This window comes from Flavobacterium sp. N1719 (assembly GCF_025947045.1).
GTDB lineage: Bacteria > Bacteroidota > Bacteroidia > Flavobacteriales > Flavobacteriaceae > Flavobacterium > Flavobacterium stagni.
The window spans coordinates 2,793,975-2,807,675 of record NZ_CP109993.1; the positions used below are offsets into that span (position 1 = coordinate 2,793,975).

The following is a 13,701-nucleotide window of genomic DNA, read 5'->3' on the forward strand; positions in this document are numbered from 1 at the left end:
CGGCTTTGCGCAGTGGCGGCATTTTAAATAATTATTGGAAAGATAAGCAAAATTTGAATTAGCAGATTATTTTCCAAGAAAAACTAAACGAGCCATTGCTCAAAACCGCTGTTAGCAGTAGTGTTTTTTATTTTGCCCAGCTTTTTGATAGAGTATCAATTTTAATTAATTTAATATCTCTGTTCTTTATTAAATAACGGTACATTGGCGGAAACATTTCTGGACCATTTTTGTCAAAGAAATAAAACTTTTCAAGCTCTTTATTCCTCTTCTTATTATAAATCAAATTAGAGCTTAAATTTTCATCATCTCCAATAATTGTTGGTTTTAATTTTTCGTCATAATACATTCCCCAAAAATTAAATTCCTTTTCTGTGCCAGTTGAAGTTCTTACAACATAAAAACAGGTATCGTTATTTTTCATATAGAATACGACAGAATAAACGTATTTTCTATTTTTCGTCTGTTTAGAAGTGGGTATAGGATAAGCTGTTTGATAATCAATAATTGCATTTCTGAAATTATCATTAAGGTCTTTATTTTTATTAAAGCTTATTAGAATAAACACAAGAAGTAGTAAAAATATATTTTTCATTTGTTGTCTTTTAAGCTTTTCGTTCATGTTTGGGAAACATTACTGCTAACGTTTTGCAGCTTGGCGAAGTGGCGGATTTTGAAGCACATTCTCTCTTTTTAGCACTAAACCCGCCATTTTGCCAAACTGCTGTTGTGCGTTCGTTATTTTATTTCGCTTTTCATTCGTTCGTATAACTTTTCAATTTCTGTCCAGTCAGTAATATCATTTATTTCTTGTTCAAGAAAAATAAGGCTTTTATCAAATTCGTCTTTTCTTTCTTTGTGCTCTTCGACAAGTCTTACTTTATCTACTTTTACATCTTGCCAATCTTTGGAAAGTGTCAATTCAATTTGTTTATCCATTGCTTGAAAGAAATTCTGTCCAAATTTTTTTACTTCAATTATAAAGTCAGAATAGTTCATTTCAAAACTACCATCTTTTGCTGTCCACAAACAAATTCCATTTTCCAAAGTATGTTCAGTATCCCAAACAATTCGGATTTTGTCCTTGTGTCTAAAAAATGACAAATGTGGACCACCAATTAAATGAGCAGAGTCAAAAAGTCGCTCATAAGTCCAAGAAATTAATTTGCTATACTCTTCAAAATAGAAGTCACTATATTCATCTTCATCAGTTTCATAAATATCAAGCCAAGTTTGAGCTTCACTTTTAAATTGTTGTAAATTTTCTGTCAGTCTATAAAAGTCGTTTGGAATTGATTTACTTATTTTCTCAAATATTCCAGTAAAGTCTTCTAAAAATCTAACAATGTAGTAATCATTATAAGGTGTTAGTTTATGTCCAAAATGTTGTAATGCTTCTTTTGAGTACTCGTAAATTATCTGGTCGCCAAATTTCAACCATAAATCTCCATCTGTCAACCAAAACCAACTTAAACACAAGTCAGGTTCTTGTCCAACTGGATTTATCTTGTCAAAATCTTTAAGTTTAAAATTTATCACAGTCTTTCATTTATAATGGCGCACAACGTTCCGCCGCTAGCCGACTGTGGCGGTCAAAGCGAAACGATTTTTCCTTACTAAGATAAACGTTTTTCGTGAAAGCCAAACGCCAAACTAGCACTTACCAGCCATAGCGGCTAGCGGCTGTTACCAGTAGTACTTATTACTTTCTAGTTTATTCCCTTTCTTTCAAGATCTGATTTAGTGCAATCTTTGCTTCTTCAACTAATTTTTCAACATTTAATTTTCTGTTTAGTTCTTCTGAAGACAGATTTTGAAATTCACGCTTAAAAAAAGTAATTCTATTTTCTTTTGTTTTTTCGGATTCTTCTGGTTCATCACCAAACCATTTATCTTTCAAGGTCATTATTTCACTAAATCTTGAGAAGATTAAAACTAACAACAATATTAAAGGGAATAAATGAAAAACTCCAATAGTTGCGTCAAATGCATCGCCAAACTTAATTACACTAAATGTTGAAAGTAGCAAAGCAAATAATAACACCCCCAAGCTTAAATCATCTTTTTTAAGTATCAAAGTGGCTGAAACAAACGTAATGCTTATTATTCCAAAAAAAGATTGAATTCTCAAATTTGGATTGTAAATCACAGAAGCTATGACAAAAATCCAAAGTATTGTTACAATTATTATTTCAGATGTTTTTTTACGCATTGTTCGTAAAGTATTACTGGTAACGTTCCGCCGCTAGCCGACTGTGGCGATAAAGCGAAACGATTATTTCTTACTAAGATAAACGTTTTTCGTGTAAACCAAACACCAAACTAGCACTTACCAGCCATAGCGGCTAGCGGCTGTTAGTGGCAGTGTTTTTTTTTAATGAAATACATATTTGTTATCAATATCTGTAACCGAAATTCTCTCTATCTCTAGATTATTTTTGTACTTAATTAGAAATCCAGTTTCAGAAATAATATATCTTAAACGATTGTCTTTATTGACACTTTCCTTTAACTCTATTTTTAATTCAACTTTACAATTTAAAATTGAAAACCGTTCAAAAGAATAAATAATTTCCATATTTCCATTTGAAGGAAAATCTATAAAACTACAGCCTAAAAAGTAAATCTTATTATCAAATACATAATAAGTGTAATCGCAATTATATTTCAAAGCACTTCTGTAAAAACAGTCCAACTCATTTTCATTAGTTATAATTACAAGGTCACCTAAATCATTTTTTTTAACTTGATTCTCTTGTCCAAAAACAATTTGAGTTAATGAAATTGATATTAACAAAAAGAAATAATAAACTCTCATTATTTAGGCGTTTTTGGTTAACATTGCCACTAACGTTCCGCCGCTAGCCGACTGTGGCGGTCAAAGCGAAACGATTATTTCTTACTAAGATAAACGTTTTTCGTGTAAATCAAACACCGAACTAGCACATTCGAGCCATAGCGGCTAGCGGCTGTTATAGGCAGGGTTTATATTCCGTCTCTTTTTTTTGAATATTCAACATATTCATTTCCAAATTCTAATTCTAATGCAATTCTAAGTAATGCTGAATAAGAAAACCAAAATTTATTCTTAACTCTATTATTGACAAATTCTTCACCATATTCTTCAATATACCATTTCACATGAAACTCATCCAATTCATCGGCGTCAATTTCCATTAAAGTTTCTCTATGTTTCACAATCAAGTCTAACAATGCTACTTTGTCTTTGATTCCAAAAAAATGAAGCTCCTCTAATTCTTCTTTATAATCAGTTTTATGAAAATCATTTTGCTCAGGTAAGGTTTGAGATAATATTTCATAGAGATCTTTAGTATCCAATTTGATAAAGCTTGTTTTATACGTTAGTTCTTTTAACCTTGCCTATAACGTTCCGCCGCTAGCCGACTGTGGCGGTCAAAGCGAAACGATTTTTTCTTACTAAGATAAATGTTTTTCGTGTAATCCAAACGCCAAACTAGCACTTACCAGCCATAGCGGCTAGCGGCTGTTGGTGGTAGTTTTATTTTCCGACCCTACTTTCCAACATTTTTATAACCTCTGAAAGTCCATTCATGGTACCTTCATAATATTTTCCTCTTCTAAAATCAGGAATAAAATAATTTTCAATAATAACTTTAGTTTCTTTATCACTTATTATTATCTCAATTCCATAACCATTCAAGATTCTAATTCTTCTGTAACATTTAGAAATTGCTATCAAAATCCCATTGTCTTTACCATACTTTCCAACTCCCCATTTATTGGCTAAATTCAAACTAAAGTCATCAAATTCTTCTTTAGAAGTTTTTAAACTATCGATAGTTACTATAGCTATTTCAATTTTTGTTTTCTTCTCAAAATTTGCAATTACACTATCAAGTTTAGTTTGCTCAATATCAGTGTACAAATTTTCAAAATCGGTAGTCCAATTTGTTGGCTTTGGTAAGTTCTTCCAAAAGTTTTCTCTATGAAATTCTAAGGTTTTTACTTTAAGACTATCTTTTTTCTCAATAATTTCATTTTGAGCATTTAAGTTCATTGCTACAAAAATGAAAAAGATAAATTTTAAATTCATAGTTTCTTTTTTTAGTAGTGGTTTCCCAAAATTACCACCAACGTTCCGCCGCTAGCCGACTGTGGCGGTCAAAGCGAAACGATTTTTCCTTACTAAGATAAACGTTTTTCGTGTAAACCAAACACCAAACTAGCACTTACCAGCCATAGCGGCTAGCGGCTGTTGGTGGTAGTTTTATTTTCCGCCCCTACTTTCAATCATTTTTATAATTTCTAAAAGCCCTTTAAAGGTGCCTTCGTAATATTTTTCTCTTCTAAAATCAGGGATAAAATAATTTTCAATAATAACTTTAGTTTCTTTATCACTTATTATTTTCTCAATTCCATAACCATTCAAGATTCTAATTCTTCTGTAACATTTAGAAATTGCTATCAAAATCCCATTGTCTTTACCATACTTTCCAACTCCCCATTTATTGGCTAAATTCAAACTAAAGTCATCAAATTCTTCTTTAGAAGTTTTTAAACTATCGATAGTTACTATAGCTATTTCAATTTTTGCTTTCTTCTCAAAATTTGCAATTACACTATCAAGTTTAGTTTGCTCAATATCAGTGTACAAATTTTCAAAATCGGTAGTCCAATTTGTTGGCTTTGGTAAGTACTTCCAAAAGTTTTCTCTATGAAATTCTAAGGTTTTTTCTTTAAGACTATCTTTTTTCTCAATAATTTCATTTTGAGCATTTAAGTTCATTGCCACAAAAATGAAAAAGATAAATTTTAAATTCATAGTTTCTTTTTTTAGTAGTGGTTTCCCAAAATTACCACCAACGTTCCGCCGCTAGCCGACTGTGGCGGTCAAAGCGAAACGATTTTTCCTTACTAAGATAAACGTTTTTCGTGAAAGCCAAACACCAAACTAGCAATTACCAGCCATAGCGGCTAGCGGCTGTTAGCGGGAGCCTTAATTCCTACGTTACTGCAACGTTCTGTTTTTCACACGAAGAAGTTTCAACGGAAACCAAAACACAATCCAAATAAATAAAAAATACTACGCTCTGATTGGTTCAAGGTTGCCGCTAACGTTCCGCCGCTAGCCGACTGTGGCGGAAAAGCGAAACGATTTTTTCTTACTAAGTTAAATGTTTTTCGTGTAAAACAAACAACAAACTAGCACTTACCAGCCATAGCGGCTAGCGGCTGTTACCGGGAGCCTTGTTTCATACGTTACTGCAACGTTCTGTTTTTCACACAATACATTTTACACGGAAACCAATACACAATCAAATTAAATAAAAAACTACTACGCTCTGTTTAGTTAAGGTTGCCGGTAACGTTCCGCCGCTAGCCGACTGTGGCGGTCAAAGCGAAACGATTTTTTCTTACTAAGATAAATGTTTTTCGTGTAATCCAAACACCGAACTAGCACTTACCAGCCATAGCGGCTAGCGGCTGTTAGTGGCAGTATTGGTTTTCAGTCCCTTTTCACATTCTTGTCGGATATTTTTTAACTGTGATTGATATGTCTCTAGTTCAACACCACAATGGAAACTTGGCTGTTCCATTTTTTCAATATTATTTAAATATTGTAGTGCTAATTCAAAGTCTTTGTTTTTAACTGCAATCCAACTAAGTTTAATGTAAGATTGTATAACATAATAACTCCAACTATTGATTTGTATAACTTCTTTGAAGCAACCTTTAGCTTCCTCTATTTTGTCGGCTAAACAGCCTTTTGTGTACAAGTAAAAACTGAGATTTTCAGATTTTGGGAACTTTTTAATCAACAAAGAAAATGAGTCATAAGTTTTCTGTCTAAGTTTTAAAGAGTCTGACTCATGCATTCCCTCTATATAATCCGCCATTTCAGAATCAGCTTTTGTTCTAAGTTCTGATTCTGTAAACTCATTGACCTGCGCATTTGTAAAAATGAAGCAAAAAAAAGTTAATATAAATGCACATATTCTCATTACAGCAGATAGTTTAATATTGCCACTAACGTTCCGCCGCTAGCCGACTGTGGCGGAAAAGCGAAACGATTTTTCCTTACTAAGATAAACGTTTTTCGTGTAAACCAAACACCGAACTAGCACATTCCAGCCATAGCGGCTAGCGGCTGTTAGCAGCAGCTTTTTTATTCATTAATCTTTTCAAGCCACTTTTTTTTGTTTTCTATTAGTTCTATTTGATCTGCCATAATTTTTCCATCTTTTTCATAGAATTTAAGTTCATTATAAATGTATTCTACAACTCCCTTACTTTTATAATTTTCAGTTGAAGATTCAACATCAATGCTGTCATTCCATATTCTAGATAAAACACAATGAATAATTATTCCCTTTTCAGGATTGTCAAGTAAAGGAATCAATTTATTAGTTATTGATTTACCAATGCTAATAAGCGAATCTGCTTCTTTACTTTCCATTTCTATAACCCAAACATAATGGCATGTTCCATGAAGTTGGCTATTATTTAGATTTTTAATAAGTGAGTCTATTTCAATTTTTTGGGCAGTCATTCCATGATAAAAAAGTACTGTAAAGGCAAAAGTCAATATTTTTTTCATGAGTATAGTTTAAAGTTGCTGCTAACGTTCCGCCGCTAGCCGACTGTGGCGGTCAAAGCGAAACGATTTTTCCTTACTAAGATAAATGTTTTTCGTGTAAACCAAACACCAAACTAGCACTTACTAGCCATAGCGGCTAGCGGCTGTTACCAGCAGCCAATTTATTTCTGTGTAATTTTTTCTATATCTTTTCTTAAGAAAATTTGAGAAAATAGTACTGGAATATTCAGCTTGTAATTTTCCTTTATGATAGTTATATATATTCTTTGTTTATCCAAAAGAAAAATTCTGCTAACCTTATAACTTGGATTTAAGTTAAACGAACTTTCGGAGTTGTAAATAATTATACTTTTTGTGTTACGATATTTTTCAAATCCTTTTTCCTCACAATACTTGTTTAATAGCTTTCTATTTTCTTCTGCGTTATAATGGCTAATAATTTCTTTAAGTTTCTTCTCGGTTGCCTTTCTGAAAATTACGTATCCACAAAAAAGACTGAATAAAAACATGAGATAATATTCTATTCCTCTTTCTGTTTGATTTCTGTGTATATCAAAAAAGGTTAAAAAAGGTAATATAAATCCCCAAGTAAAAAACAAATAAATTACAAATCGGTCAATCTTGTCAAACCAACTTTCTGTGTAAATTAACTTTTTACACTTTATGCTTTCTTCAATATTTAAATTTTTTAAGTTTCTCAAGGTCAGGTTGCTGGTAACGTTCCGCCGCTAGCCGACTGTGGCGGTCAAAGCGAAACGATTTTTCCTTACTAAGATAAACGTTTTTCGTGTAAACCAACGCCAAACTAGCACTTACCAGCCATAGCGGCTAGCGGCTGTTATACGACGTTTTTATTTTTCCATTTAATATTTCGAGTAATTTCTGTTGCTTTATATTTAGAAAATCTGTTTGGATAGAATATTGAGAGTTCGCTAATGGTTTACTTATTTTGCTGAGAAATTTATAGAACCACATTTTTGTATAATTTTCTGTTGGCTTTTTCAGTTCGATAAATATTTGTTTGTTTGTCTTTATTCCTCGTGTATAATTATTAACAATAAAAAATGATTTGATATTGTTAATTTCAATTGTTTTAGATGAAGTTAAAACACTATAAATTATTATTTGTTTATCAGTAATTGTCAAAAGCGGTTTTTTTCTTGTCAACAATAAAATTGATAATACAATTCCAAATGTAAATAAGAAAAAAGCTAAAATAAGAATTATGCTTTCAAATGTCTTTGCTTCAAAATCAAGCATTTTGTCACCGAGAAATATTCCACCAAAAACAAAAATTGAAGATATAAATAACAGTAAAAATGATGTTAATTTATTTGTATAAAAGTTTAATTCTTCCAAGTCAATTTTTGTTTTAATTATTTAATATTTGAATTTTTACAGTTATCCCAAAATGTCGTATAACTCGTTTATACCTCTGAGGAAATGTTGCTATGACTCCAAAATTGCGGCGGATAGGTCCAAATCAATCAGAAAGTATAAATGTAGTACTTTTTTATAAATCATCAAACGGACTCTTGATATTTTGGATACTTTTCGTACTCACATGCGTGTAAATCTCTGTCGTCTTACTACTATTGTGCCCCAACAGCTCCTGTATGTACCGCAAATCCGTGCCGTTCTCCAACAAATGCGTAGCATAACTGTGCCGCAACCAATGCAACGTCACCGGTTTCTGAATGTTTGTCTTCGCCAACGATTGCTTCAAAACACTCTGTAAACTCTTGTCGGAATACGGCTCACCAGGCTTCTGACCCTCAAACAAATAGACCTTCGGTTTGTAATACCGGTAGTACTCGCGCAGCAATTCTAATATTCGCGGACTCAACGGCACAATCCGGTCCTTTTTCCCCTTCGCTTGCTCAATAAAAATTACATTCCGCTGCGAATCAATATGCACCGGCCGCAACTTTAACACCTCCCCACACCGCAACCCACACGAATAAATCAAACTCAAAATCACCCGATGCTTCATGTTCGTCGAAGCCTCCAACAACTGCTTTACCTCTTCCTTACTCAATACATTCGGCAACTTCTTCTCCCGCTTCGGCCGATGGATCTTCTCAATATCCAATGCCATCCCCCGCTCTATCTCATAAAACAACTTGATCGCATTCACCATCTGATTCTGGTACGACGCCGATAACTTTTGTGCCAAAATATAATCGTTGTTGAACTGAATCACATCGTCGTTGGAGATCGCGAGAACCGACTTCTCCCGAAAATAAGTAAAGAATACCCGCATGGCATCAAAATAAGTCGAGACCGTACTCGCACTGTACCGCTTCGATTGCAAATACCGCTTGTACCGCTCCAAATAATGCTGCGCCTCCACATTCGGAAGGCGAACAGGATCCGGAGCCACATTAAAATACATCCGATTTTCAAAAGTATCCGGCACATGCCAACACCCAAAACCCGCACTCCAACGCGCGTCTGGGATCGACTTCATTTCCGCAATCAATTCAGGATTTTTCTCAAAATAAATACCCAAACGGGCTGTTCCCTTGTGGACAATTTTCTTGGCGTTCCATTTCATAAACTTGGCGTATAAAAACCCAAAACTACAAAACATTGCGCTAACCCGCAAGTAATCATGGGATTATGACGGCTTTTGACGTCTATTGACCGGATTTGACGTAAATTGACGTCTCCTGACGTAATTTTCCCGAAGAAGTAGGGGTTTTGCTTTGGTTTTGTTCGGACTTTCTTCGGTAGCGCTTCGGTAAACTGGGGCAATTACGCAACAACTTCCGAACAAAACACGAACAAAACAGTAACTTTTTGGATAATGAGTCAATGTGGCAATGTGTCAATGTTGTGCACTTTCCCAACTTGAAACCTGAAACTTGAAACCTTTTTAAGCTACTAAGATTCTAAGCCGCTAAGCTTCTGAGAAATTCCAAACATGATTGTACTAGAATTCAACTTGAAACCTGAAACCTGAAACTTGAAACCTTTATAAGCTACTAAGATTCTGAGCCGCTAAGTTCTGAGAAATTCCAAACATGATTGTACTAGAATTCAACTTGAAACCTGAAACTTGAAACCTGAAACCTTTATAAGCTACTAAGATTCTGAGCCGCTAAGCTTCTGAGAAATTCCAAAAATGATTGTACTAGAATTCAACTTGAAACTTGAAACCTGAAACCTTTTTAAGCTTCTAAGATTCTGAGCCGCTAAGTTCTGAGAAATTCCAAACATGATTGTACTAGAATTCAACTTGAAACCTGAAACTTGAAACCTGAAACCTGAAACCTTTTTAAGCTTCTAAGATTCTGAGCCGCTAAGCTTCTGAGAAATTCCAAACATGATTGTACTAGAATCCAACTTGAAACTTGAAACTTGAAACCTGAAACCTTTTTAAGCTACTAAGATTCTAAGCCGCTAAGCTTCTGAGAAATTCCAAACATGATTGTACTAGAATTCAACTTGAAACCTGAAACCTGAAACTTGAAACCTGAAACTTGAAACCTGAAACCTTAACCCCGAAACAAAAAAAAAATCCGTAAATTCGCATCCGGATAATAAAACGTCCCACACAAATAGAAATACCTTTTTTACAATGAAATACGATATTATTGTTTTAGGAAGTGGACCCGGCGGTTATGTAACAGCCATTCGTGCTTCACAATTAGGCTTCAAAGTGGCCGTAGTAGAAAAAGAAAACTTAGGCGGAATCTGCTTAAACTGGGGATGTATCCCAACCAAAGCCTTATTAAAATCAGCCCAAGTATTCGACTATTTAAAACATGCTTCAGATTACGGTCTCACCGTAAAGGAATTTGATAAAGACTTCAATGCCGTAATCGCCCGATCGCGCTCCGTAGCCGAAGGCATGAGCAAAGGGGTACAATTCCTGATGAAGAAAAATAAAATCGATATCATCGACGGATTTGGTAAAATCAAACCTGGTAAAAAGGTAGATGTAACTGCAGCCGACGGTAAAGTGACTGAATATAGCGCAGATCACATTATCATCGCTACAGGAGCGCGTTCCCGTGAATTACCCAACTTGCCACAAGACGGTAAAAAAATCATTGGGTACCGCCAAGCCATGACGCTTCCAGAACAACCCAAGAAAATGATCGTTGTAGGTTCAGGAGCTATCGGAGTAGAATTTGCGCATTTCTACAACGCTATGGGAACAGAAGTGACCATCGTAGAGTTTATGCCCAATATCGTTCCTGTGGAAGACGAGGATATCTCTAAACAATTCGAGCGTTCCTTGAAAAAATCAGGGATCAACATCATGACCAATGCGTCGGTTGAACGTGTCGATACTTCAGGAAACGGCGTAAAAGCCTTCGTAAAAACCGCCAAAGGCGAAGAAGTGTTGGAAGCCGATATCGTATTGTCAGCAGTCGGAATCAAAACCAATATCGAAAACATCGGATTAGAAGAGACCGGTATCGCTACCGATCGCGATAAAATTTTAGTGAATAGCTACTACCAAACCAACGTACCCGGTTACTATGCTATCGGTGACGTAACACCAGGTCAAGCCCTTGCACACGTGGCGTCTGCAGAAGGTATCTTGTGTGTAGAGAAAATCGCAGGTATGCACGTAGAACCGTTGGATTATGGAAATATCCCCGGTTGTACCTATGCTACGCCAGAGATTGCGTCTGTGGGACTTACCGAAAAAGCAGCCAAAGAAAAAGGCTACGAAATCAAAGTTGGGAAATTCCCGTTCACCGCTTCTGGTAAAGCCAAAGCGGCTGGAACACCCGACGGATTTGTAAAAGTAATCTTCGATGCCAAATACGGCGAATGGTTAGGATGCCACATGATTGGTGCTGGCGTAACCGATATGATTGCTGAGGCCGTTGTAGCGCGCAAACTAGAAACCACTGGACACGAAATCCTAAAAGCCGTTCACCCACACCCAACGATGAGTGAAGCAGTAATGGAAGCCGTTGCCGATGCCTATGGCGAAGTGATTCACATGTAAAAAGCGGCTAAGACACGGAGCCCCTGAGCTCCTAAGTCTTACCCAATCATAAAAGTCTAAAGACTAATGTCTAATGTCTAAAGACTAATGTCTTAAAAAAAACCGTTCACCCGAACGGTTTTTTTATGCCTTAAACAAACGTTACGATTTTAACATTTCTTTTGAAGTACAATCATTTTTACAGAATTTTAAGCAAAAAATTAAACCAAAACATAAATTGCTGTTGAAAATGAAAAAATTAATCACTTTTAGTCTATTGCTCAGTAAACTGCTGATGGTGCAAGCACAAGACATTAAATTAATCGGATTTAGTTCAAACGGTACAGGGATTAACAACTTAGTCCAATGGAATGCAGGTCAAACAACCTTCACACAAACGACACCCGCCAACTTTGTAGGTGTATTAGTTGGTTCCTCAGTTTACAATTCAAATGTGGGAGAATACTACTCCCGGGTGTTGGTAGAAGAAAACGACAATTATGTAAGTAAAATGTTTCGATTCAATACGACCACAACAACTACAAACCTAACCGATGTTACTTCCGTATACAATGGATCGGCTGAAGTCGATATGCAAACCGGACTTTTATATTCTTACGATGGTGATTTGGATAATAATCTGTATTTAAACCAGTACAACCCTGTAACCCAAACCTCCACGAATTTAGGCTATTACAGCTTCCCAACCGATGTGTTTTATTTTCCCGATGGAAGCGCTTACGATTCCGATAATGGAATTTATTACTTCATTAATCAAGATGAAAATGGTAAAAATCTAGTCAAAAACGTAATTGCAAACAACACTTTCACCTACACCAGTATCCCGATTACGGGATTGAATAGTATGGGGAACATCGGACTCGAATACAGCATGATGCAAAATAAACTTTTTGCCATTTACCCCGAATACAATGCATCAACAGGAACTGTTTTCATGCGCATCGGACAAATAAATCCCGATACAGGTGCATTTACCGATGAGATAGAATTGGTGGAAATATCCGGTTTGCAATTGTTTAACCGCACCTATGACCAAACTACAGAAAAGCTCCTGTTTATTGGAAACGATTTACAAAATCAACAACGATTATTTGCTTACAATACGCTCACAGGGACATTGGAAAACCTACCCCTTCCCAATACCATGCTTATCGAAATTGAAGCCGATAATTACGACTATGCCATTCAACGGTACAGCGCACTCAACACCAACGAATTAACTACAAAAGAAATAAGCATAGCCCCCAACCCTGCTGACCATTTCTTCACTATCCAAACCGAAAGTCCAACGGTTAATTACACGATTAGTGACCTAACCGGAAAAATTATGCAACAAGGAATGTTACAAAACGGGCAATCCGCGGATGTAACTGCGCTATCACCCGGAATTTACACCTTGATAGTAGAAACCGACAATCGTAAAGAAGTAAAGAAATTATCAATTAAATAACAAAAAACTAATCACTAATCACTGAATACTGAAAAACCGTTCTTTTGAACGGTTTTTTTTATGCGGCTACTCCTGCTTTCCGTTGCAAGTCCTCGGGATAGGCCCTGTTTTTTGGGCACGGCACAGGCTCCCAAGGTCGCCCTACCGCACCTCAAAAAAACAACGGCCCTTCCTCTCCGGGCTTTCCACTACCATCAGGGCCGATTCGTGCAAACATCACCTAGTGATTTCTTCAACGTAATTCGTACCTTTAACCCAATCCTTTTCCTTAAAACAAATCCGGCACCATGTCCCTTTTCGCAACACAACCCATCACCCGCCCCATACACTACGTTAATATCGCCTTGTTCCTTTGCTTTCAATGCTGCGGTATTGTATGGAAAAATGAAATTCTAAGCATCCCACAACTGGAATACACCATTTTCAGTACGGGAAAATCATGGATAGATAGTCTGTCCCATCCACTCATCCTCACGGGTTTAATCGGACAAGTCTTGCTGCTCATGCACGCCTTTAACCGACGCTGGAACCGAAAAATGAATACGCTTACGGTGAGTTTGCTTGCAGTTTTAGTCTTATTTCTGGGCTTTGTAGGAGCCATCACCCACCAAGGAAAAATGGTGGTGATGCAAATTCCTTTTCTTATAGCCACGCTGATTTACTTCAAAATCGCCTATAAAAAAACCGGAGTGTAACGAA

Annotated in this window: 15 protein-coding genes; 3 read left to right on the forward strand and 12 right to left on the reverse strand. The window is 35.9% G+C overall.

Features of this window, described 5'->3' with window-relative positions; all coding sequences use genetic code 11:
* Positions 1 to 127 precede the first annotated feature (127 nt).
* The 12 genes from OLM45_RS12005 to xerA all read right to left on the reverse strand — a co-directional run bounded on the left by OLM45_RS12005 (position 128) and on the right by xerA (position 9,137).
* Positions 128 to 622, reverse strand: coding sequence for a hypothetical protein (locus OLM45_RS12005; protein ID WP_264510474.1), 495 nt, complete (start codon positions 620 to 622; stop codon positions 128 to 130).
* Positions 623 to 738: 116 nt separating this feature from the next.
* Entirely contained in the window at positions 739 to 1,539 is an 801-nt protein-coding gene (locus OLM45_RS12010) for a DUF5984 family protein (RefSeq protein WP_264510476.1), read from the reverse strand.
* Positions 1,540 to 1,714: 175 nt separating this feature from the next.
* Complete coding sequence (locus OLM45_RS12015; RefSeq protein WP_264510478.1) at positions 1,715 to 2,212, reverse strand: hypothetical protein; 498 nt, start codon at positions 2,210 to 2,212, stop codon at positions 1,715 to 1,717.
* A gap of 162 nt (positions 2,213 to 2,374) precedes the next feature.
* Positions 2,375 to 2,818, reverse strand: coding sequence for a hypothetical protein (locus tag OLM45_RS12020; protein ID WP_264510420.1), 444 nt, complete (start codon positions 2,816 to 2,818; stop codon positions 2,375 to 2,377).
* Positions 2,819 to 2,985: 167 nt separating this feature from the next.
* Positions 2,986 to 3,339: a hypothetical protein gene (locus tag OLM45_RS12025; protein ID WP_264510480.1), complete on the reverse strand. Its 354-nt coding sequence runs from the start codon at positions 3,337 to 3,339 to the stop codon at positions 2,986 to 2,988.
* 181 nt (positions 3,340 to 3,520) lie between these two features.
* Positions 3,521 to 4,075, reverse strand: a complete 555-nt coding sequence (locus OLM45_RS12030; protein WP_264510482.1) for a TPM domain-containing protein — start codon at positions 4,073 to 4,075, stop codon at positions 3,521 to 3,523.
* A gap of 174 nt (positions 4,076 to 4,249) precedes the next feature.
* Positions 4,250 to 4,804, reverse strand: a complete 555-nt coding sequence (locus OLM45_RS12035; protein ID WP_129462486.1) for a TPM domain-containing protein — start codon at positions 4,802 to 4,804, stop codon at positions 4,250 to 4,252.
* Positions 4,805 to 5,459: 655 nt separating this feature from the next.
* Positions 5,460 to 5,984, reverse strand: a complete 525-nt coding sequence (locus OLM45_RS12040; protein WP_264510484.1) for a hypothetical protein — start codon at positions 5,982 to 5,984, stop codon at positions 5,460 to 5,462.
* Between the two features lie 164 nt (positions 5,985 to 6,148).
* Complete coding sequence (locus tag OLM45_RS12045; protein WP_264510439.1) at positions 6,149 to 6,580, reverse strand: hypothetical protein; 432 nt, start codon at positions 6,578 to 6,580, stop codon at positions 6,149 to 6,151.
* A 161-nt stretch (positions 6,581 to 6,741) separates the two neighbouring features.
* A complete protein-coding gene (locus OLM45_RS12050; protein WP_264510486.1) occupies positions 6,742 to 7,281 on the reverse strand; it encodes a hypothetical protein in 540 nt (179 codons plus the stop codon).
* A 127-nt stretch (positions 7,282 to 7,408) separates the two neighbouring features.
* The gene (locus OLM45_RS12055; RefSeq protein WP_264510488.1) at positions 7,409 to 7,939 is read right to left on the reverse strand and encodes an STM3941 family protein; all 531 of its coding nucleotides are present in this window, start codon (positions 7,937 to 7,939) and stop codon (positions 7,409 to 7,411) included.
* A 154-nt stretch (positions 7,940 to 8,093) separates the two neighbouring features.
* The gene (gene xerA / locus OLM45_RS12060) at positions 8,094 to 9,137 is read right to left on the reverse strand and encodes a site-specific tyrosine recombinase/integron integrase (RefSeq protein ID WP_264510490.1); all 1,044 of its coding nucleotides are present in this window, start codon (positions 9,135 to 9,137) and stop codon (positions 8,094 to 8,096) included.
* Positions 9,138 to 10,163: 1,026 nt separating this feature from the next.
* Here xerA and lpdA point away from each other — a divergent pair.
* The 3 genes from lpdA (at position 10,164) to OLM45_RS12075 (ending at position 13,697) form a co-directional block, all read left to right on the forward strand.
* Complete coding sequence (lpdA, locus tag OLM45_RS12065; RefSeq protein ID WP_264510492.1) at positions 10,164 to 11,552, forward strand: dihydrolipoyl dehydrogenase; 1,389 nt, start codon at positions 10,164 to 10,166, stop codon at positions 11,550 to 11,552.
* Positions 11,553 to 11,781: 229 nt separating this feature from the next.
* Positions 11,782 to 13,002: a T9SS type A sorting domain-containing protein gene (locus OLM45_RS12070; protein WP_264510493.1), complete on the forward strand. Its 1,221-nt coding sequence runs from the start codon at positions 11,782 to 11,784 to the stop codon at positions 13,000 to 13,002.
* A 287-nt stretch (positions 13,003 to 13,289) separates the two neighbouring features.
* Complete coding sequence (locus OLM45_RS12075) at positions 13,290 to 13,697, forward strand: hypothetical protein (RefSeq protein WP_264510495.1); 408 nt, start codon at positions 13,290 to 13,292, stop codon at positions 13,695 to 13,697.
* The last annotated feature ends 4 nt before the right edge of the window (positions 13,698 to 13,701 follow it).